At 69.2% G+C, this 22,102-nt stretch carries 13 protein-coding genes and 2 pseudogenes; 8 read left to right on the forward strand and 7 right to left on the reverse strand.

Features of this window, described 5'->3' with window-relative positions:
• Window positions 1-697: 697 nt before the first annotated feature.
• Window positions 698-820 carry a hypothetical protein gene (locus KMS84_RS30275; RefSeq protein ID WP_256919669.1) on the reverse strand — a complete coding sequence of 41 codons (123 nt, stop codon included), beginning with the start codon at window positions 818-820 and terminating at the stop codon, window positions 698-700.
• A 1,174-nt stretch (window positions 821-1,994) separates the two neighbouring features.
• Between KMS84_RS30275 and KMS84_RS30280 the strand changes: the two genes are divergently transcribed.
• The 3 genes from KMS84_RS30280 (at window position 1,995) to KMS84_RS30290 (ending at window position 5,158) form a co-directional block, all read left to right on the forward strand.
• Window positions 1,995-2,276: a cellulose binding domain-containing protein gene (locus KMS84_RS30280; RefSeq protein WP_256919670.1), complete on the forward strand. Its 282-nt coding sequence runs from the start codon at window positions 1,995-1,997 to the stop codon at window positions 2,274-2,276.
• 26 nt (window positions 2,277-2,302) lie between these two features.
• Window positions 2,303-3,469, forward strand: a complete 1,167-nt coding sequence (locus tag KMS84_RS30285; protein ID WP_438819000.1) for a cellulose-binding domain-containing protein — start codon at window positions 2,303-2,305, stop codon at window positions 3,467-3,469.
• A gap of 207 nt (window positions 3,470-3,676) precedes the next feature.
• The gene (locus KMS84_RS30290; protein WP_438819001.1) at window positions 3,677-5,158 is read left to right on the forward strand and encodes a cellulase family glycosylhydrolase; all 1,482 of its coding nucleotides are present in this window, start codon (window positions 3,677-3,679) and stop codon (window positions 5,156-5,158) included.
• A 102-nt stretch (window positions 5,159-5,260) separates the two neighbouring features.
• Here the strand turns inward: KMS84_RS30290 and KMS84_RS30295 are convergent, their stop codons facing one another.
• Window positions 5,261-5,662 carry a hypothetical protein gene (locus tag KMS84_RS30295; RefSeq protein WP_256919672.1) on the reverse strand — a complete coding sequence of 134 codons (402 nt, stop codon included), beginning with the start codon at window positions 5,660-5,662 and terminating at the stop codon, window positions 5,261-5,263.
• Between the two features lie 887 nt (window positions 5,663-6,549).
• Between KMS84_RS30295 and KMS84_RS30300 the strand changes: the two are divergent.
• Window positions 6,550-6,877 (forward strand): annotated as a pseudogene (locus tag KMS84_RS30300) (IS110 family transposase); the annotation flags it as partial.
• A gap of 145 nt (window positions 6,878-7,022) precedes the next feature.
• Here KMS84_RS30300 and KMS84_RS41150 read toward each other — a convergent pair.
• The 5 genes from KMS84_RS41150 to KMS84_RS30325 are packed head-to-tail and all read right to left on the reverse strand — an operon-like array spanning window position 7,023 to window position 15,335.
• Window positions 7,023-7,901: an RICIN domain-containing protein gene (locus KMS84_RS41150; RefSeq protein ID WP_256919673.1), complete on the reverse strand. Its 879-nt coding sequence runs from the start codon at window positions 7,899-7,901 to the stop codon at window positions 7,023-7,025.
• Window positions 7,902-7,935: 34 nt separating this feature from the next.
• A complete protein-coding gene (locus KMS84_RS30310) occupies window positions 7,936-8,703 on the reverse strand; it encodes a T-complex 10 C-terminal domain-containing protein (RefSeq protein WP_256919674.1) in 768 nt (255 codons plus the stop codon).
• Window positions 8,704-8,753: 50 nt separating this feature from the next.
• Window positions 8,754-10,925 carry a hypothetical protein gene (locus tag KMS84_RS30315; RefSeq protein ID WP_256919675.1) on the reverse strand — a complete coding sequence of 724 codons (2,172 nt, stop codon included), beginning with the start codon at window positions 10,923-10,925 and terminating at the stop codon, window positions 8,754-8,756.
• A gap of 28 nt (window positions 10,926-10,953) precedes the next feature.
• Window positions 10,954-13,281 (reverse strand): hypothetical protein, encoded by a 2,328-nt coding sequence (locus KMS84_RS30320; RefSeq protein WP_256919676.1) that lies wholly within the window; start codon window positions 13,279-13,281, stop codon window positions 10,954-10,956.
• A 26-nt stretch (window positions 13,282-13,307) separates the two neighbouring features.
• Entirely contained in the window at window positions 13,308-15,335 is a 2,028-nt protein-coding gene (locus tag KMS84_RS30325) for a hypothetical protein (RefSeq protein ID WP_256919677.1), read from the reverse strand.
• An 80-nt stretch (window positions 15,336-15,415) separates the two neighbouring features.
• Here KMS84_RS30325 and KMS84_RS30330 point away from each other — a divergent pair, with 80 nt between their 5' ends.
• From KMS84_RS30330 to KMS84_RS41020, 4 genes and pseudogenes are all read left to right on the forward strand, one after another.
• Window positions 15,416-16,513 (forward strand): hypothetical protein, encoded by a 1,098-nt coding sequence (locus tag KMS84_RS30330; protein ID WP_256919678.1) that lies wholly within the window; start codon window positions 15,416-15,418, stop codon window positions 16,511-16,513.
• A 39-nt stretch (window positions 16,514-16,552) separates the two neighbouring features.
• Window positions 16,553-18,706, forward strand: a complete 2,154-nt coding sequence (locus tag KMS84_RS30335; protein WP_256919679.1) for a hypothetical protein — start codon at window positions 16,553-16,555, stop codon at window positions 18,704-18,706.
• An 11-nt stretch (window positions 18,707-18,717) separates the two neighbouring features.
• Window positions 18,718-20,967, forward strand: coding sequence for a hypothetical protein (locus tag KMS84_RS30340; protein WP_256919680.1), 2,250 nt, complete (start codon window positions 18,718-18,720; stop codon window positions 20,965-20,967).
• Between the two features lie 23 nt (window positions 20,968-20,990).
• Window positions 20,991-22,102, forward strand: a pseudogene (locus KMS84_RS41020) (hypothetical protein); the annotation flags it as partial.

Raw genomic sequence — 22,102 nt, forward strand, 5'->3', positions numbered from 1 at the left:
CCTCAGAGCCGGGGCGCGCTTGCGGGGGTGGGAGCGCAGCGGACACCCTCGCCCCGGCTCTGAGGTGCGCGATGGGGGCCGGCAGACGCTCGCGGTCGGTCCGCCTCAGCGAACCAGCCTGCTACCCGCAGTTGTCCGGCCGGAGCGAGTGAAGCTTCGCCCGCGTGAGCGTGGTGCGCCTGAGCACCTGAGCCCGGATGAGCCGGACCGTGGGCGGGATTGGCAGAGTGACGGGGGCGCGGCTCCACCGAAGCCACAGCGCCAGGTGGCCAAGCTCGGCGGCCTGGACGAGCTTTTCCAGGGACCACTCCTTGTACCCCGATCCACCTCGATGCTGATCGGTCGTCCTTTACCCGAAAGGTGCCGCAGTTGCAGGTCGAGGCGCGCGGTCCGGTTCTGCCGAGTGGCGGTGGGTAGCTTTACCTCCCGCTGGACTTCATATCCCTGTTCGGTCGCCCAGTCGGCCACCGAGTCAGTGAAGAAGGCGGTCACCTCGGCGGTAGAGAGGTCACTGAACTGCTGTCGATTGAGCCAGGCCCGCAGGGAGCGGGCGGCGGCGTCGAGCCCGGCTTCTGTCATGAGCGACAGTCTGCCCTGGGGGCCTGACAGCTCGTCACACTTTCAGTTGTTCCTGGCTCGTCCCACAGCCGAGCCGGAGTCGTGCACTTCGTCGCATCGGCACGTTTGGCGTTGAGCGTCAATGGATATCTGGCCGGTCGGGATGCCGGGTCGGCAACTCTGCGAGCTGCGGTTTCGTCGAGGTGACGGTGAGCACCACCGAGAGGGAGAGCGTCAGGGCGGCCGTCAAGAGCATGGCCATGATCTGGCGTAGTGGAATGCGGGCAGAAGGGGCGCCCCGAAGGCCAGCGTCCTCATCCCGTCATCGGTGGGCAGAGGAGGCCGGTCTTCTCGCCGATGATCTTGAGGGCCGTACAGGCGGCACACCGCCCGACTGAGGCGGCTCGCTCGGCCGGGGCCTGCTCGACGGGCGCCCGGTGGTCCGGTCGGATCATTGCCTGCGGTCGCCCGTGTGCGCCGTCCTGGTCCTCGGCGAGACCGCGTGAGGCCCGCGCCCTGCCGGGAACGCCCCCTTGTCAGGGCCATGGTCCTCTTCTACAGTGCCGGATACGGCGCATCGTGGGAGCGCTCCCACAGCGAAGGCTGCTCCAGCGCTCGCTCCGAGAGGAGTCCCGCACGAACGTCACGGCGCCCCGTCACGAAGAAGGCGGATGCCTCATGCAGCTTCTTTCGATCCACCGCTCGCCCGCCCGAAAGGGCACTGCTGTGTTGCTGCCAGCGCTTTGCTGTGCCGCGATACCCGTCGCGGCCGCAGCCGCCCAGCCGTCCGGCACCAATGACGGCGCCCCTGACCAGCCCTTCTACCGCAACGGCTCCCGGGTGGCCCACAAGTACAACGGGACCACCCTGACCATGCTCGTCGCAGACAGCTTTGCCGATTCCAACGCCTGGTGCCGGGACGCCCGAACCACCTCTACCTGGAGACCGATTCCCTCAACCGCTTACGGATCGGCGGCACCCGCGTGGGTGCGATGTACCCGGACCGCTGGAACAACCGCGATGTCTCCTGGAGCTTCGTCACGACCCCGGACTACAGCGGCGACACCCGGCCTCCCCAGGGGAGACCAGCGGTACTGGCCCGCCGTCGCAGTCTCCCGTTCACCCAAGAGCGTCCACGGCATCCAGTACCTGGCGAACGGCACCTGGACCGACACCACCGTGAACAGCGACATGGGGCAGTCCTATGTCATCAGCGCGACGGCCTCCGGCGGAAGCGACTGCACCATACGGATCCGCGACCCCGCCGACGCCTGGCTGGGCGGCGGCCGTACGTACTCCTTCTCGCTGCCGTCGGGGTGCGCGGGAGGCTGCGCGCAGGACTACGCTGCCGCGGCCTACGCCTCTGACACCTCTGGAGGGACACCGCCTCCGTCTCCCGCGTCCAGCCCCTCCGGCGACATCGCCTGCACGACTCAGTGGAAGCCGACCGGCTCGTGGCCGGCCGGAACCAGGCCGACATCACGGACACCAACACCGGGTCCCGGCCGGTCACCGGCTGGTCGGTGCACCACGCGCTGCCGGGCGGTGTGACCGTGGCGAACCGCTGGAACGCGGTGGCGGATCCGTCCCGCCCGGCCGCCACCGTGCACAACGCCTCCTACAACGGCTCCCTGGCACCTGGCACGTCGACGACCTGGGGAATGACGCTCGACGGCGACGACCGAGAGCTCGGCACACTCCTCTGCACCGCGTCCTGACTCACGTCGAGAGAGTGATCATGGCCATGACTTCATTACGGGTGCGCCGCCACCGGCTTCCCCTGTGGGCTTTGGTTCTGACCCTGGCGGCAACTGCCCTTCCTGCCATCGCGATGTCGCGCGCACAGGGCGCGGCGACGGGCTGCACGGTCACGTACACCACCAACGAGTGGTCCGGCGGCTTCACCGCCCAGATCCGCGTCACGAATCTCGGCGCCGCCCTGAACGGCTGGCGGCTGGAGTGGGTCTACGGCGGCGACCAGCAGGTGACGTCCGCCTGGAACGCGCAGGCCACCCAGTCGGGCAGCTCGGTGACCGCCGTGAACGCCGCGCACAATGCCGTGCTCGCCGCCGGCGCGTCCGTCGACTTCGGCCTCCAGGGCACCTGGCGCACCGCCGACCCCGCCCCCACCGCTTTTGCCTTCAACGGCGCTCCATGCGGCGGAACCGCGACTCCCCCGCCGACGCCGACGCCGACACCGACATCCACGGCGCCGGCCGATTGCGCCGGGGCCGGGGCGACGATCTGCTCCGACTTCGAGGACCAGAGCGGAACCGTGCCCTCGGGCGCCTGGCAGACCACGGCACCCGACTGCCAGGGAACGGGGAAGGTCAGCGTCGACACGTCCGTCGCCTACAGCGGCACCAGATCGCTGCGCGTCGACGGCCACGCCGGCTACTGCAACCACGTCTTCGCCGCCTCCACCCGCGATCTGTCCTCCGTCGGGCCCCTGGTGTACGTGCGGATGCGGGTCCGGCACACCACCGCCCTGCCCATCAACCACGTCACTTTCGTGTCCATGCCCGACGCCTCACAGGGCGGCAAGGCGCTGCGCGTCGGCGGGCAGAACGGCGCGCTGCAATGGAACCGCGAGAGCGACGACGCGACGCTGCCGGAACAGAGCCCGGCGGGAGTGGCGCTCAGTACCCCGCTGGCGACGGGCCGGTGGCTGTGCCTGCGGTACCAGATCGACACCACCGCCCAGTCCATGCGCACGTGGGTCGACGACCAGGAGATCGCCGGACTACGCGTGGACGGGGTCGCGACCCAGAACGTCGACGGGCAGTGGCTCGCCCGCAGGACCCCTCCCCGCCCCACCGGCCTGCGCCTGGGCTGGGAGAGCTACGGCACCGGGGACAACACCCTGTGGTTCGACGACGTGGCCCTGGGCTCCTCACCGATCGGCTGCTGACGCCCGTATGGAATGTGCCGGGACGAAAGGATTCGAACGCGCGACGGTGGTCGATTCCCTGATCCGTACGGCGCGCAGCACCCGCCCAGTGGATCTGTCAGCTGCAGGCTCTCGGCCTGGGCCCTGGCTCACCCGACCGTCGACCAGATGGGTATCGAGCTCATCGATCCCTTATGCAAAGAGGGAGTTCAGGTGAAACGTCGTCACATGTTGATAGCCGCCGGCGCCGCCGGTGCACTGATCCTGGGCGGCCTTGCCGTCGCCACCCTTCCCGCATCGGCGGCCGTCACCGGCTGCTCGGTCGCATACAAGGTGCAGAGCCAATGGCCGGGAGGGTTCACCGCGGACCTGGCCATCACCAATCTCGGCTCCCCCGTGCGGGGGTGGACCGCGACCTTCGACTTCCCGAACTCCGACCAGAAGGTCACCAACGGCTGGAGTGCAACCTGGGCACAGTCCGCAACCCATGTCTCCGCTACCAACCTCGACTGGAACGGGACGCTGGAGACGGGCGGGGCGGCGTCCATCGGGTTCAACGGTGCGTGGAAGGGCGCCAATCCGCAACCCGCATCGGTTGCGCTCAACGGAGTGACCTGTACCGGCTCGGTGACATCCCCGACCCCCAGCCCCACGACCACTCCGACCGGCGGTCCCAGCGGTTCGGCCCCGGAGCTGAGGGTTTCCGGCAACAAGATCGTCACCGCGAGCGGCAAGCAGTACCGGCTGCTGGGCGTGGACCGCTCCAGCGGTGAATACGCTTGTATTCAGGGCAAGGGGCTGTGGGACGGCGGCCCGGTCGACCAGGCTTCCGTCGACGCGATGAAGACGTGGAACATCCACGCGGTACGTGTGCCGTTGAACGAGGAATGCTGGCTCGGTCTCAACGGCTCGCCGATGGGAACCGCCTATCAGCAAGGCGTCAAAGATTACGTCAACCTGCTCGTCGCCAATGGCATCACCCCGATCCTCGACCTGCACTGGACGCGGGGCGCCTATACCGACGGGCCGGACTGGCACTGCAAGGACGCCACCGCGACGTGCCAGAAACCCATGCCGGACGCGCAGTACGCCCCCCAGTTCTGGACCGGTGTCGCCAACGCCTTCAAGGGCAACGACGCGGTCGTCCTCGATCTGTTCAACGAGCCGTACCCGGAGATCGCCGCCGACTGGGACAAGACCGTCGGCTGGCAGTGCTGGCGCGACGGCGGCACCTGCACGGGCCTCCCGTACGAGACGGCCGGCATGCAGGACCTGGTCGACGCGGTCCGGGCCACCGGCGCGACCAACGTCCTCATGCTGGGTGGCCTCGAGTGGGCCAACGACATGCGCGAGTGGCTGACGCACATGCCCAACGACCCGCTGAACAACATCGCCGCGTCATGGCACGCGTACAGCTTCAACGCCTGTGCGACTGTGTCCTGCTGGGACAGCCAAGTCGCGCCGCTCGCCCAGCACGTGCCGGTCGTCGTCGGTGAATTCGGCCAGGACAACTGTGGCTTCGACTACATGCAGCAGTTGGTGGACTGGGCGGACGCGCACACCATCAGCTATCTCGCGTGGACCTGGAACCCCTGGGGCTGCAGCAGTGGTGGCGTGCTCATCAAGGACTGGGCGGGCACCCCGGAACCCGGCGTCGGAGAGGGTCTGAAGGCCCACCTGATCAGCCAAGACCCCTACCCGATCCCATAAGCGAGTGCCCAGATTCTCGCCCGGGTCGTCGACGGCGCAGTTTCCCAGGTCCTGCCCGGGGCGCGCGGGTGCTCGCTCTGGGGGGGGCTGACGGCTCGGCCATCACGCGGTCGGATCGTCGGGTTGGCGGGTGATGTCGTCGAACGCGGCGGCTCCCGGCTCGTCGAGGCTGTGCGTGTCGCGGCGCGGCAGCGGTGGTGGCAGGAAAGCCCGGGTGCAGCCGAGCCCGTGGGCCTGGCCGTCGGAGTGAGCCCAGAGCGAGCAGCATGGGACGAGCGGGGCCGCGGCCTCGCCGCAGGCCGGCTGCTCGGCGTGCTTGGCTTCGGCCCGGGCCCGACGGTACGCCCTGCGCGCGAGGGCGGCGAGGAGGAGCAGGCTGGGCGCGGTACAAGCGGTGAAGGCCGCGGTCCACCATTGGTCGGCGGTGGCGAGCCAGGTGGCGACGGCCAGCTCGAGGAAGGCGATGGTGCAGCAGGTGTAGGCGACGGCGAAGTCTCGGTTCACGAATGCTCCTTGTCGGCGGCGCCGCACACCACGAGGGCGTACAGCAGTGAGCCGCCAGATGGCCCGCTCTCTCGGGTCTACTGGGGCGGCCTGACAGCCCGAGTCCGCCACGGGCCCGCAAGCAAGCAGTGGTCGCAGGTGGAATCACCGTCGAAGCCCGCGCCCGCTTCGGCTGCACCGCCGCCACCGGCACCCGAGGACGGGCGCTTCCGCCGTCTCACCCTCCACCGCCGCGTAAGCAAGCCCCCTCTTCCACGCACAATGCCACGGGACCAACAACGTGGACATGCGCGCCGCCGTCGCCGAAGGGCTCCCAAAGACCCACGTCGAAGACGGCAGCCGACGCACCGGCCACCTCTAAGTCGAACGCAACGACAGCAACCCCATCGACATCTCCCTCCAGACCCCCGTACGCGGTCGCCCAGGTAACGATGCCCTGTCACACCGTCAGCCGCCCTTGTACGTCGCCCAGATGACGTACAAGGTGGGTGGTCAGAAGCACGCCGCCGCGACATCGGCGCACGGGAGCGTAGGGGCGCGCGCTCCCCCTCACTGTGTGCTTCGCCTGTGAGCTTCGAGGGCCGACGGGGCCGATGTACGACCCGATCTGGGAGCCCCAGGCGGGCACAGGTCCTGCAGCCACTCCCCCATTACCTTCTTGATCAGCCCCGCAATGGGGGTTCCCGGCCTCCGGGGCGGCATGACTTCTCCCCCCCTGTTGATCATGATCTGGGGGGAGGTGTCACCGCTCCCAGGGGCACTGGTGGACCGCTGATGAGGGGCATGACCACCAACTCCTTCGGGAGGCAGGGAGAGTTTCTTCGTCATGTGGATGCCGGCAGCTGGTGCCGCAGGTGAGGCCGAGACCGTGCGACCGGAGAGTGCTTGTGATCGACACAAGTGACATCGGCGCCTTCCTGGGCCTGGACGTCGGCAAGGGTGAACACCACGCCACCGCGCTGACCCCGGCCGGGAAGAAGGCCTTCGCCAGGCGGCTGCCCAACAGCGAGCCCAAGCTCCGCGAGGTCTTCGCCAAGCTGATCGCGAAGCACCGCACCGTACTGGTCGTCGTTGATCAGCCCCGCATCCATCGGAGCCCTGCCACTGGCCGTGGCCCGCGACGCGGGCTGCAAGGTCGCCTACCCGCCCGGGCTGACGATGCGGCGGATCGCCGATCTCCAGATGGCGGCGGCCACCGCTCCGACCGAGAAGGCCGACGGCGATTCGCGGGCCCAGAGCCGCTACGCGGCACTCGTCGACGCCGTGCACGACGAGTTCCTGCGTGCTCGTGCCGTCTGCTGTCGCCCGGAGGAGCGGGGGGACTCCCCGTTCTGGACACGCCGCCGCGCCCCGGCGGGCGTCACTCGACGGGCTGCAGGCGCCACGCCTGGTTCTTCCCGTTGAGACACGTCCACTGCTCCAGGTATGCGCCGGGGGTGGGCGCGGTGAAGAGCGGGTTGTGCGCCGTCAGGCACTTGTCGTTCGCCCTCGAACGCAGCTGCCAGGTGCCGTCCGGCCGCGTCCACAAGGACCATACAGCGCCGTCCGACCACGCGCAGTCGCCCTGGACGACACGGGCGCCGTTGCCCCGTCCGTACTCCGCTACGGTCAGGCACTGGCCCGATGCCCGGTCCTGGATCAGGAAGGCGTTCTCGTGCGCGCTGAGGTCCCCGCGCCGCACGAACTCGAACCGCTGTGAGTCCGTGCCGTTGTCCCTGGTCACCTTGGTGCCCGTCCCCGTCTCGATCGCCTCACCCTGCGCGTCGATCACCAGCCCACCCCCGAGCGGTGAAGGACTCGCGTCGGCCGGCCGCGCGGCGATCGTGTACGTCGTGTCGGCGTGGAGGAACGGGTAGTCGTTGCCGCCGTCCGACCGCGCGGTGGCGGCCCAGCGGTTGGGTGCCTCGCTGTTGTCCTGCCATGCCTGCGAGCGGACGGCCGGATCGACGCACGTGAGGTCGTCGGGCGTGCCCTCTCGCCAGACCCAGCCCTGCAGACACGTCGCCGGGCCGTAGGGGCCGCCGTTGGGATCGCGCCGCTCCTCGGCGTGGCTGTTGTCCTCGACCACCTGGTCGTGGATCACCTGGTCGACGCAGACGTGGTCCTCGGGCGTCGCCAGACGCCACACGTACCCCTCCACGCAGGAGTCCGGTCCCGAGGGAGTCGCCGCCCGCGCGGTGTCGAGGCCGGCGGTCGCCAGGACGAGCGCGGCGAGCACTGCGATCCGGTGCCTGGTCACGGGGCGCCTCCTCGGTCCGAGCGTGCCATGGTCGTCATCCTTCCGTCATTCCCGTGTCGGGCCATATGAGCGCCAGGTGGGTCGCGTAGAACTCGTCGTCGTTCCGACGGCAGGCGGTGACCCAGATCTCGTTGAGGGTCTGGCGCGGGTCGCTGCCCAGGTACGCGGTCCGCAGGAGGACCCGGTTACGCAGGGCCGGTCCGGACGGGCTCTCGGCGAGCTGCGCTGCCGCGGTACGGACGCCTTCGGCGTACCGCGTCTGCTTCTCCTGGACCGTCTCCGGGGAGTCGAGCGAGTACGGTCCCTGCGGATAGGCGGGCTCGCCCATGTCCAGGGCGCCGTACACGAGTCCGTAGCAGTAGCCCATCGTGCCGTAGGCGCGGGGCGCGGAGTCCAGCGCGTGCCAGATCTCCAGGGCCATGGTGATCGGCGCGAACATGGCGTTGATCGGCTCGACGAGGGCCAGCGCGCCCTCCGCGTTCGCGAGGACGAGCCCCGCCTCCACGACGCCGCTGATCACGTGGACCCCGCTCTCGATCTCCCCGAAGTTCGCCGCGGGCGGCTCGGTCACAGGCGGGGCGGGCAGGGGGTTGCCGGTGTCGGGATCCAGCGGTGTGCCGTAAGGGTCGTTGAAGGTGCGAGTGCCGTCCGGGTAGGTGTTCAGCACTCTGCCGTCCGGGTAGGTGCGCATGGCCGAGCCGTCGGCGTAGGCGACTTCGTTCGTGCCGTCGGACCACGTCGTGGTCGATGTGCCGTCGCCGTTGTCCACGGTGGTGGAGCCGTCGGCGTTGGTCACTGTCATCGTGTCTGTCCTTTCGTGGGTGTGCTGCTCCGGCAGCGCACCGACCGTTCTCAGGTCACCGGAGTGACGAGGAGGTTGCGTCCCACCACCGACTCCCACGCGGAGAAGGCCCCGGTGCCCTTGGTGGCGAGATTGCGCCGCCGGTACTCGAACTTCGGCTGGTCCGGGTGCAGGTCCGCGACCAGGTCCGAGAAGCCGAACGGGATGTCGCTGGTGGCCTCGGGAGCGTCCCGGGTGAGGCTCACCGTGACCGGCTGGGCGCTGCCCCGTCGTATCTCGACGTCGATGCCGAACACGTCGGCCAGCTCGGGTGGTAGGGACTCCGGGTGTTTGAGCTGGTAGCTGCTCACGTTCACCCGGGACATCAGCCCGGTGGACATGCCCAGTTCGTGGACGCGCTCGAGCATGACGGCGGGATCGATCTTCACCGTGACCCCGGTGTAATCGAGGGCCACCGAGCTGACCAGGCGCGGATCGACGGGTTCGGCCTCGGCCTGGGTGAGCCGCAGCAGCACCTCACCGTTTCCCACGGGCGGGTTGAGGGGCGGCTGGAACGCGTGCGCGCCCGCGGGGGCGGGCGGTGGAGCCTCGGCTGGGGGCTGCACCGGCGCCGCGTCGGACCCGCCCAGGGAGAAGGCGGCGGGGGTAGCCGCCACGCGGGCGCGGTCGACCGGGACGCCGGTGAGGGGGTCGTTGACCAGCAGGGCCGCCACCACTCCCGCGACGTCCGCCCGCACGGTGCTCGGGGAGTGCACCTTGGCGTAGAACGGCGGAGTCCAGCCGGCCGGCCAGGTGGCGGCGTCCGGGAAGGGCGCGGTGATCTGTTCCGTGGTGAGGAAACCGTCGTCGGGCCGGTCGAGCCGGATCTTCACCGGTATGTCGCGCTGGACCTTCGCCGTGTCGTCGGGCGACCTGCGCAGCATCAGCACGACCCGGCCCTCGACCCCGGTCGCCGTACCGGAGGCCGGGGCGAGCAACCGTGCGAGCAGCGTGTAGTACTCCATGGAGCAGTCCTGCACGAGCTCGAAGCCGCGGGCGTCGATCGCCGTGTTCCCGGCCTCCGTGCCGAGTGTCTTGCCTCCCAGGTCCTGCAGCCAGGAGGACTCGTCGAAGGTGGCACTGGCGTAGCCGCCCAGCACCAGTTGCGGGTAGGCGATCCCTTCCTCTTCGGCGATCACCTCACGCAGACGCTCCATCGACTGCGGGTCGAGCCAGGGCACCATCTTGAAGCGCACCCTGACCTTCCACGCCTGGTCGGGGTCGGCGGCGTCCGGCGCGGCGTCCGGGCGCACCAGCAGCACGCTCATGGCGGGGGTGCCGCGCTCCATGTCGAAGGCCAGCCGGTATTCACTGGGGAGGACGAAGTACTGGTTCGGCAGGGGCGACGTCTGCCACAGCCCCGCCGGGCTGTCGATCCACACGTTGTCCGGGTCGAGTCCCTGGTCCGCGCCGGCGCCGCTCTTGAAGTTCCAGTGGTAGTAGATCGGGCGGTTGGGCTTGTCGGACGTCGGGAGGGAGGCGGCGATCCCTCCGCCTCCCGCGCCGAGCAGCATCGACGAGCCGGACACCTCCATCGCGGCCTCGTCCTCCGGAGAAGGCTCCGGGAGGATCTCACCGGTCAAGGTCTCGTTGTCCCACACCCGGTAGGACAGCGTCCCGTTGACGACGATGGCGGCGTTCATGTCGTTCTGCAGCGTGTCGGCGGTCACCGCGGCATCCACCTCGGCGGTGAGGGCGAGCCGGCGCACGACACCGGGGTCCGGCGTCGGCAGGTCGGTCACCGACGTGAAGGTCACGGTGGACTGCTCGTCGGTCGTGGTGAGGACGGCCGTGAGGTCGCTCAGCGGGATCGGCCGGGCCTCGGCCGGAGCGGTGTCCGGCCGAACCAGGTCGATCCACACCAGCAGGCTCCACCTGCCCTGATCGTCGGCCTCCAAGAACACCGCGGGCGTCCGCGACCGCTTCGAGCGTGCGGGCAGGGTCGCCACCGGCACGAAGTAGTCGCCGCGGGCTCCTGACACGACCTCGCCGGGTTCCTGGGGCGCCGTGGAAACGAGCGGGATCCGGTCGGGCTCCGGCTCGGCCCGCCGGGCCATCAGATCGTTCAGGAGACCCGGCTCGAAGGTCTCGCCGGTCGCGGTCAGGGTCTGTCCGGTGGCGCCCGCGAGCCCCGGATCCAGGTCCAGTGTCTCCAGGTGCGGGGCTTCCGCTTCGTCGCTCATGACGCAGCTCCCTCCGGACGGCCGTCCGTCACAGCTCGACCACGAGCAGCTTGTCGTCGGTCGTGGTGGCGGGCACCGTCTTGCGGGTTCCGTCGACGCCATAACCGTCGAGCTCGTAGGTGAAGGTCGTCGCGGTGGGGTCCTTCAAGGTGACCTTCCACGCTTGGTCCTGGCCGGCGTTGGCCGGGGTCAGCTTGATCGTCTGCTCCTGCACCTCATGCGTGGCCGGGTCCTCGTACCGCAGTTGGACGACGACGAGCTTCCACTTGGCCATATCCAGGGCGGCCGCGGTCACCGACACGTCCAGCAGCGAGCTCTTCACCTCGCCCACCTGGACGGTGCCTTCCTGGCCCACCTGCCACTGCCCGGGCGTGGTCGTCCCGTCGACGTAGGTGATGTCGGCCTTGTACTGGAACTCCCGGTTCTTGGCGGAGGGCAGGTCGACGTCCCAGCGCCAGGGCGTGGTGTTGTTGGTGAAGATGTTGGTGGCCTCGCTGTGGTACGAGGCGGCCGGGTCGGCGTACTTCGCGGACAGCACGATCGACTGCAGCGGCGGGAAGAGGCCCTGCGGTACGAAGGTGGCGCTCATGCGGTCCTCGAAGGGCGCGTCGATGAGTAGCCGTGCGGCGGACGTGCGCTGCGGCGGGGTCTTCATGCGGCTGCCGTTCACCAGCAGGAACTCGCAGCTGTACTCGTACTCGGGCGACGTCTGGCCGCCGGTGTAGCTGAACCAGCTGTCCTCGACGGCCTGCGCGGTGAGGATGACCGTCTTTGTGGCCGACGGCAGGTTCACGCCGGGCAGGCTCAGGTCGACCTGGACCGCCTGGACCGTCGTCCACGGCACGGTGCCGGCCACCACCTTGACGTCGACGCAGCTCAGTCGGTCGTAACCGAGGATGAGGCTTCTCTCACGGGTGGGCTGCGGTGCGATGTCGGTGGACGCCTGTGCGGCCTTGTAGTGGAGCCGGCTGGCGTAGGTGAACGTGTCCTTGGGCGCTCCCTGGGCGTCCTTGGCCAAAGTGGTGCGGAAGTAGTAGGTCTCGGTTCCCTTGAGGAAGTCGAAGGTCTTCGCCTCGGTCTTGACCTCGCCGGTGCGGTCGTCGGTCTGGCGGTAGTCGAGGGTTACCTGGATGCCCGCGATCGGATCGTGTTCGAAGTCGGCGGTCACCCGGACCGGGACCTGGAGGGTATGGAAGATGGGCGTGTTGAGGTCGGCCTCGATGAACGCCTTCTCCAGCTGCGGCTGGGTGACCATGGCGACGAGCGCGGCACTGGGGTACGTGCAGAAGGGCTTGGCGATGTTGCCGTGGAACGTCATGTCGAAGTCCGACTCACCCGTCTGCTCGAACTCCTTGAGCCACAGCTGGTTGCTGCCGGTGACGGACGTACCGGGCGGCTTGAAGTTCTGCATCGGGTCGGTGCCCAGTTTCTCCTTGTCCAGCTGCCCCGTGATGAGGGGCTGGCAGAACATGCTCTTCAGGTACGCCGTCGTGATCTCCAGGACGAAGTTCTCCAGTTGCTCGCGCAGCTTGTCGTCCTGCTGGGCGAAGTCGAACTTCGTGTACTCGACGTGGAGACTGCCGGACAGGTCGTGCAGCTGCTTCAGGCTGGTGATCTGGGGGAACGTGCGGACGGGGACGCCGTTCTCGGTCTCCACGATGGTGGCGCTGTCCTTCAGCTCCCGGTGGACTGCTTCGGAGTGACCGCTGATGGTGACCGTGATCGAGGGGACGCGGGCCACGAACTGGAGGCTGTAGGCCACGTGGGCGGGCAGTTTGCCCGAGCTGATCGTCTCTCGGAAGAGCCGTATGCCCTCCTGCCCGAGCGCGATGGAGAAGCTGGCGACGTTCGACTCGGTCAGGGACGGCTTGACCTTGTTGTCCCCGGGCTTGATGAACGTCGGCCCCAGTGCGGAGGGGAGGCAGAACTGGACGTCGCCCTCGATCCAGGTGGGGTAGGCGAGTTTGGGTTCACCGGTCACCGCTCCGCGCCATTCCGCCCGGATCTCCCCTTCGGAAGCCACCGGCCGGGCGAGCCGCAGCGCCCCGGACAGCACCTGGCTGCGCAGATACGCGAGGATCTTCTCCCGGTCCTCCGGCGGCACCGTGCACTCGACGGTCAGGGTCATCAGGCCGCCCTCGGTCTCGCCGGGCGGCAGCGGTGTGTCGATGCCCGCCAGCAGACTCATGTCCCTGGCGAAGGCGAAGATGGACAGTTCGGGCGTGGTGTTGTCCGGGCCGAGGGCGGCTCGGACCCGCTGCGGAACCATCCAGAACTGAAGCGCGTCCTCGTCGTCCTGGTAGATGTCGACGTGGCTCACCTCGGGAACCACGAACTTGTGGAGCAGATTCAGCATGACGTGATCTCCTCGCGGCAGTCGGTTCAGGCCGGGAGCCTCAGTACGACGATCGGGTCGGTTCCGGGCGTCTCCGGTGTGGTGCGGTGCTCTCCGTCCTGCAGGTAGAAGGTGGTGGTGACGGTGTACTCGGGGCCGTCGGCGCCGGCGGAGCCGTCGTCGGACAGCGGCAACTGCCATGACGCGCTGGTGGCTCGGCCGGGAGCGAAGACGATCTCGTGGGTGGGCGACTCGCCCGTGGGCACCGGATGGCGGAGGGTGGTCTTCACGAGCTTGACGACCGTGAAGTCCACGAGGTCGGCCACCACGGTCACGTCCAGGACCCGCGACGGTGTCGGCCCGACGTCGAGGGTCTGGGAACCCTGGCCGTCCGTCCAGGCGCCCACTGTGGAGTGCCCGTCCGCGTAGAGGGTCGTCACGCGACAGCGGAACCGTCCGGTGGCGGTGGGGGTGAGCCCGGTGCGCCAGTCCGCGGTGTCGGTCCCGGGCGCGAGACGTACGGTGTTCCGGTTGGTGCGTTCCGTCCCGTCCTCGGCCTCAAGGTCGACCTGGAAGGCGCTGATGCCGCCGGACCAGCCGGTCGCGCGCAGCCGGACGGCCAGCCACCGGTCGAAGGGGGCGGGTACCAGGACGGCCCTGCCGGTGTACGGCGACCAGTCGCGCACCACTGTCTGACCGTCGGTCAGGTCGTATTCCAGTCGCACGTCGTAGGGACGGTTCACCGGGGCGTACAACGTCCGCTCGTAGCGCTGCGCAGGCCGGGACGCGTCGAGTCTGAGGATGTCCTCGACGAGTCCGACGCCGTGGTCGGCGTCCTGGTAGCGGATGCCGGCCTCGACGTGGTCGACGGTCGACCAGTCGAGTGCGGCAGTGCTGAGGTCGATGGTCAGCCGCCCGACGTCGTCGACGCTGAGGAGCACGAACTGGTTGTCGGTGTGCAGCTCCGGCAGCTCCAGGGTGGCGCTGGACGCGGTGAAGGACACCACCGGGCGCACCGTGATCGTTCTGCCGAGCGCCGGGTCGACCGTCCAAGTGAACCGGTCCACGGTGTCGTTGTCGGTGAAGACGGAGTCGTGGCGCTTGTCTCCGTAGGAGATCTTGGCGGTGACGGCCGCGATCGTGCCCGCCGCGAAGTCGGCGTTGCAGCGGACGTCGGTGCGTCGCTGCTGGAAGATCGGGTCGGAGAGATCGAGGGCCAGGAAGCAGCCTTCGTCGCGGGTCAGGTCCGGAGGATCCATCGAGCCCGCGGCGTCGAACGGCCACGGCAGACCCGCCGCGCCGGTGAACACGGCGTCGATGTCGCTGGTGGGCGGTGTGCCGTTCGGCGGCAGCCACGGGGCGAGGAACTCCCAGCCCCAGTCGATGAACGCCTCCCGTAGCTCTGGGTCGCCGTTCACGGGCCAGGCGAGGACCTCGACGCCGGCCGCGGACGACTGGACCAGCGCCGCCCGTGGGTCGGGGAGCGCGCCGGCCTGCGCCCATTGGGCGGTCACGTTGGCGCTGCGGGCGTACGCGTGCACCGTTGCGTCGGGGATCCTCGCCATGGCGTGCAGTCGGTAGGCGGCCTGGAGCGAGGGCTTTCCGGAGCGCAGGACGTCCCACTCCATGGCGGTACCCTCCGGCGTCAACGCGGCCTGGAACACGGCCGGGTTGGCCCCGGACAGGGAGGGCTGGACCTGCACCGTCCGCTCCTCGGCCTTCGCCGCGGGGTCGAGGAGGCGCAGGGAAGCCGTGCCGTCCAGCCATAGTGGAGTGGCGAGTTGGGGTCCGTCCGCCGCCCCGACCGCGGCAGTGTCGCCGCCATGGGCGCGGGCCGCCGCCAGGGCCTCCTCGCGTTCCTCCGGGCGCAGCGCGAGGTCTGTTTGCACTTCAATGATTCCACCATTCAACTGGTCAGTTCCGGAGCGGTACTTGATCAGAGTGAGAACGGCGGCCCCATCAGGTCCCCGGGCCAGCCGGGGCACGGTCGGGATCGCGTAGAACGCCTGGTCAAGCTGGTCGTCGGCGTACAGCGACCAGTTCGGCCCGGCGACGAGTGCGGGGAGCCGGAGCACGGGTCTCCACCTTCTTCCATGCGGCCAGGCGGAACGCGCTCTAGACTCGATTGTGAGCATATCGACCCGAAAGAGGCAAAATGTCCTCACGTTCCTCTCCCCGGGTCCTCATCGACCGTCATGACCCTCTGACGGTCCGTCTGCTGCCCGGAGAACCCGCGATCGACCTCTCGCCCCAGGGCGTACCCATGGCCAGCCTCGTGATGGCGGGTGACTCCGCCTCCCTGCAGATCAGCGCGCACTGGTGGCCGGACCACGACGAGACGGACGCTCTACTAGCCCGGGCCGCCGAGGAGTTGGAGGCGGCGCCCGGCGACCTGATCGTCGCGATCGGCGGTGTGCAGGTCCACGGCGTCACGCTGACCGCGCGAGAGGACGGGGGGCACGAGACCGTACTGGCGCACTCCCCGTCGTCCGGCGCTCCGCCGTACACCACGATCCTTACCGCCCCCGTGGAGCCGACCCTGGTCCCCCTCGTGAAGGACGCCCTCTCCGGATCGGCCGGGAAGCTGTTCGTGCGCTTCGACGCAACCCTGGAGACCGAGCGGGTCCTGCGGGAGCTGGACGTCGGCCGGGCGCTGAGCGCCGCGCCCGCGGCGGAAACGCACACCTTCGCCGTCCCCGAACCGGCACAGACCCCCGAGCCCGAGCCGACCCCGCCGGAAGCACAGCTGCCGCTCCGGGTCGCGGCCCCCGTGGGGGACCCCCCGGTGCACCGCCTCGAGCTGTCCGGCACCGACGCGGCGGGGAGACCCTGGACGGTCTCGGTCACCGCCCCGGACACCGCTCCGCCCCGGCTGCCCGCCGGGGACAGCCTGCGCCTCACCGTCCAGGGAGACGACGGATCCTCCTACGCCCGCAGCGGCACCCCCGACGCCTCCGGCTGGCTCGTGGACGACCACGCCCTGGGCGTCGTCACCGTCACCTGCGAGGCCCCCGGCCGGGACCAGAACGCCACCGTCGCCCTCAAGGTCTGGTACCAGCCGGCAGGCGACGGCCTGCCCGACCACCGCGACCTCACCCTGACCGCGCCCGCCTGGTCCGCGTCCTGGCGGGTGGCCAGCGGGCGGGACGACCTCGACGGCGAACTCGTCATCGACGTGTCGGAGACCGACGGCGGTGGCGAGAGCCTCCCCAAGCGCACCATCCGCTCCACCACCCCCCACATCCGGATCTAGCCCGAGCACCGGCCGGTCTCGGACCCCAGGAAGGCCACCATGCTCCAGATCGACAAGGCCCAGATGATCGCCGGCGTACAGATCTACGGCGACCACGAGAACCCCGCGCTGTTCTACGCGGTGCCGCAGCAGCCGACCTTCCGCTGCGACGCCGAGGGGAACCCCGTCTTCATGTACCTGAAGTACCGGCAGCCGAAGGTGCAGCCCTCGGGCACGACCGGGGGCGGGTTCGCGACCTTCGACACGCAGTTCGCGCTGGACGACGCCACCCGCGCCACCATCATGGAACAGTTGCGGGGCCAGGTGGGGCAAGGCCTCGCCGACCGGGTCGGCCTCGGGACGATCACCTGGGCGACCGGCACGGCCCACCTCAACCTGTCGGAAGTCAGCGGAAACCTCGTCACCAAGGTGTGGAACCCGGTCGGGCCCTCCCTGTACGGCGACAACGTCACCCCGTTCACTCTGGAGCTGCCGGACTTCGGCGCCACCCTGTTCGCCGAGGCCCTCCAGGGCAAGGGCGGCATCGTCCAGGTGTCGTACGGGATGAACGGCTGGGTGATGCTTCCGGCCATCACCGGATACGGCCACTTCTCGTCGACCAAGTTCCGCTCCTTCGTCCAGGACGCCTCCGACGACGCGGGGTATGGCGCCGACACCTTCTCCAACAAGATGGCCGAGGTGGCGACGAGCAACGACGTGATCTACGTCGAGGTGAAGTCCGCCACGGGAGCGAACGCCGACACGGTGGCCAAGATCGAGGAGAGCGTTCGCCGGACCGTCCTCGACATCGCGACCAAGCGGATGGCGGAGCAGATCGAGGGCTACACCGGCGACCGCTCCGTCCTGGAGGACTACGAGACGATCCACCGCGAGTACAGCAACCTCCGCGTCGACGACTTCACGATGACCGTCAACCAGCAGACGGCCGTGCTGTGGCCGTTCAATCCGCAGGGCACCCTGCCGAACATCACCAACATGGTCGACAAGAAGGGTCAGCCGGTGCTCTGGGCCGACCACTACCGTGAGATCGACCTGGACGACCCCTTCTTCCGCTCGTTCTCCGTGCCCGTGCGGGTGAACGCCGACTACGGTGCCGAGCGGCCGGTGCACAGCGTGGACGTGCACGTGCAGTACCAGGGCGACAAGCTGGAGGCGGCCGACTACCACTTCGACAAGCCCGAACAGACCGAGACGTTCGCCGCCTACGTCAAGGGTGACTCCCGGGAGTACCAGCACTCCTACACGGTCAACTACAAGGGCTCGTCGGCCGTGTACCAGTCACCCCTCGCTCCGCACACCGGGCCGCTCACCATCAACGCCGACGACCTCGGCGTGCTCGAAGTGCACGTGCTGCCCGGCAACCTCGACTTCGAGTCCTTGGAGTCTGCCACCGTCAGCATCGAGTACACGCCCGCCAACGGTCCCGCGATCACGGACCAGGTCGTGTTCACCGCCCAGAACAGCACCGGGCAGACCCTCACCCACGTCATCGCGGAGAAGCGCGACCGGCCCGTGCGGTACAAGGTGGACTACAGGACGAAGGGTGACGCCTTCCAGGACGACTGGAAGGAGACGACCGGCAAGCGCATCTACCTGAGCTCGCCCTTCAACGAAATTCGCCCGTTCCGGGTCGTGGCCGTCGGGGACCTGGCCGGCACGATCGACACCGTTCTCGTCGACGTCCGCTACGAGGATCCCCGGAGCGGCTACAGCTGGGCCGACAGCAAACAGCTGAGCGCGACCGATTCCTACTGGCTCTGCCCCATCCAGGTGCGCGACGCCCACGCCGGCACGCTGACGTACAGCGGCCTGGTGCGCTACAAGAACGGCAGCGTCCGTGAAATCCCCGAGACCGTGACGGACGAGACGACCGTCGAGGTCGGGGACATGGTCGGAACGGTGATCAGCGTCTTCGTCGCCCCGGACCTCGTCGACTGGACCGCCGTCGACCTGGTCAAGGTCGTACTGACCTGCAACGGCGGGACCCCGTCCCAGGAGCAGGTCAAGAGCGCCCTCGTGCGCCAGGCGGGCGGCGCCCCGGCGCCCGTGGTCTTCTCGCTGCCCGACGCCACCACGAAGGACTTCTCCTGGACCGCCACCTACTACTTCAAGGACGGCACAAACGCCACCACCGCCCCGTCCACGACCGCGGACACCAACGTGCTGCTGCCGCGCCGTCCCGGTGCCGCCTAGGAGCCGCCGCCATGCTCTCCCTCGCACCGCCGTTCCTGATGGTGAACGGGTTCAGCCTTTTCCCGGACCACGCCGACCCGCTCCAGTGGTACTACCTGCCCATGGGGCCGTCGATCGCGGTCCGCAGCGAGGGAGGGGCGGCGGTGCCGGTCTTCTCACTGCTGCAGTTCCGCGGGGAGAAGGACGACACCACAGGGGGACTGCTGAACTTCGACGTCGTCCTCGGTCCGCCCACCGACCGGCTCGACAGCGTCCTCGACGAGGTCGCGGCGCAGATCCAGTCGCAGCTGGACCTGCCCGAACGACCGCGCAGGCCCGTCCCCGTGCCGCTGGAGAGCGGCACCGTCAAACTGGTCCTCCTCGACAGCGAGACCGGCGCCACGCCCGACGACTCACGTTTCGTCGAGCGCATCATCCACCAGGCACAGCCCAGCCTGTACGGAGCGAACCAGGCCGCCTTCTCGGCCATGCTCGACGCCCGCGGCTCGACCCTGCTGGCGAACTGCCTGGACGGGGCGGTGGCACCCATCGGCGTGGTGTACGCACTGGACTTCCTGGGACTGCGGCCCGCCTACACGGTGACCCTGAACATCCGCTGGGACATGTTGAAGGAACGCCTCGACAAAACCTTCGGCATATCGGGCGTCTTCGTCTCGTCGCAGATCACCGAGCAGCTGGACAAGCTCAAGGACGAACGGGTCATCGACATCCAGGACGACCTGTTCGTGCCCGAGGGCGAGGCCGGCAAGTCGGTCATCGCCAGCCACGACCGGGCGGTGTCGGCGGTCTACGACATGATCACCGACTCCTTCTTCGAGGCCGCCCTCGCGCCCCGGCCGGCCCCCGACGGCTGGGACCGTGCCGCAGCGCTCGCCACCGAGTTCGGCCGGGTGGCCATGACCGGCGGCCTGTCCCTCGCGGGGACCTACACCTACCGCCGCATCTCGTCCGTCGAGGAGGTGCAGAAGCGCCTCAACGTCCGCATGGGCGAGCGCACCGCCGTCCGCAGGACCGTCTACCCGCAGGGGCATCTGAGCGGCATCGCCGCGCTGATCGCCGCCTCAGGGCGCCCGCAAAGCGACTTCACCAGGCGGGTGCCGATCGACGACCCGTGGTTCAGCCGCCGCAAGGTGAAGGTGGTCTCACGCGTCGACTTCAGCAGCGGATTCCTGACATCGGTGGGCGTCGACCTGCGCTACGGGGACGACCCCCAGACCGTCCTCCTCGACGCCCAGAACAGCACCGGCGAGGCCGACTGGGCCAGCCGGTTCGAGGGCGGCAGCATGGTGCGACCGGTGACCGTGGACACCACCTACCACCTGGCGAAGCCTGTCGGCTGGATCCTCCCGGACCGGCTGACGGTCCACGACACCACCGAGACGGAGATCGCCGAGATCCGCCCCAGCGAGACCTTCAGCTTCCGTCCCGTACTGATCCGCGACGACGGCATCCCATGGGACAACTGGCGCGCCGTCACGGTCGAACTGCGCTATCAGGACGCGGCCTCCGGCGTGTCGGGAGAGTACGTCCTCGATGTCGTCCGCGATCAGGGGCTGTGGCAGTGGCCGCGCTTCATCGTCGGCGACGCGCCGGGAACCTACGCCTACCGCCTCACCTACCGTGGCATCGGCCGCCCGGACGTGGTGGGCGAGTGGACGGAGACGGACAACGCCGAGGTGAGGTTGCGCGACCCCTTCCCCGACACCTACCCCCTGACCGTTCGCCCGCTGGTCGTCTGGGCGAACGTGAGCACGGTCCTCGTCGACCTGCTGTACGAGGACCCCGCCCACCAACTGCGGCAGGAAGCCTCCCTGGAGTTCACCAGCGAGAAGGGCGGGGCCCAGATGTTCGTCGCGGGTCTGAAGGACCCGACACTGCGACGGATCACCTACCGCGTCACCGTGCTCCACACCGACGGACACATGAGTACGGTTCCGGAATCCTCGACCGGACGTGGCACCTTGATCGTCACCGCTGACATGCCCGCCCACCAGGCCGTGGTCGTCCGTGTAGACACGCAGGCCGCGGAGAAGGCCGGCCTCCGGGAGACGAAGGTCGAGTTCGCCCAGCCGGGCACCGAGACGGTCACCGCCTCCTACTCCTTCATCCACGGCTCCGCACCGGTCGTGCACGAGTTCGACGTGACGGGGGCACCGGGATTCCGCTACCGGGTGGTCCGGATCGACACCAGCGGACTGAGCCGGGTCGGGGCATGGACCGACGCCAATCTGCCCGTCATCGACGTCGTCCCCGGCGCCTGACGGTACGACTGGAGGGCTGACATATGCTGCAACTGGGCACCACATCGTGGCTCGTCGACGGCGTGGAGGTGTTTCCCGATCACGCGGACCCCAACCAGTTCTGGTACCTCCCCGCCCCCGTCACCCTGGCCCAGGACGATCAGGGGCCCGTCTTCACCCTCATCACCTGGCGCGACAAGGCGGGCGACGCCACATCCGTCGGGGGCGGCTTCCTGATGTTCCAAACCGCCCTGAGACTCGACACGGAGGCGGAGTCCCGGCTGCGGAGCCGACTGTCCGAGCGCGCCCCGGGAACGGTGAAACTCTCTCCGGTGCCGTACGACGAGGGCGACGTCCAATGCGTCGCCCTGGACGTGCAGGGCCCCGGCGGAACCGTGAACACCCTCCCGCCGGGCGCGTTCCAGGCCGTCGAGACGATCCTCGGATCGGCCGTGCCCTCGTTGTACGGGGACAACACGGCCATGTTCAGCCTGCGGCTCAGCTCGGAGGGCGCGACGCTGCTGAAGCAGGTCTTCCGCGCGGGCGGCACCCCAGTCGGCGTCATCTACCGACTGCGGTTCACCGCCCTGCGGCCCGCCCTGTCCGTCACGATCACGGCCAACATGCACCGCGTGTACAGCGAGCTGGCCGTCGGGATCGATGCCCAGATCTACTGGGCCCGCGTGGGACTGGAAGCCGCGTTCCAAAGGCTCCACCAGAGCGGGGTCATCCACATCGACATCAAAGAGTTCACGACCGAGGCGGACAACGAGCAGAAGATCCAGTGGGCCCTGGACACGTTCATGAACCACGTGCTCGCCCAGTGGTTCGAACCCTCCCTCAGCCCGCGGGACCTGCCCTCTCCCGCCCCTCAGCCGGCAGCCGGGGCGCCGGCCGGCGGTCAGGCGGGTCCGATGACCCCCAAGCCGGCTTTCGGCTCGTCCGGCGCAGCGGGCGGGGCGACGCCCCCGTCCCTTACGGGAGGCGTGCCTCCGAAGCCGGCACCGCTCGCCCCGCCGGGCGCCGGACCGGTCACTCCACCCGGGGCAGGGCCGGTCACTCCGGCGAAACCCGGCGTCCCGGGCGCCGTACCGCCTCCCGGGGCCCCGGCGCCGCTCACCGGGCCCGCCCCCGCCGCCCCACAGCCGGCCAGCCC

Source organism: Streptomyces hilarionis (assembly GCF_024539675.1).
Classification (GTDB): Bacteria; Actinomycetota; Actinomycetes; order Streptomycetales; family Streptomycetaceae; genus Streptomyces; species Streptomyces hilarionis.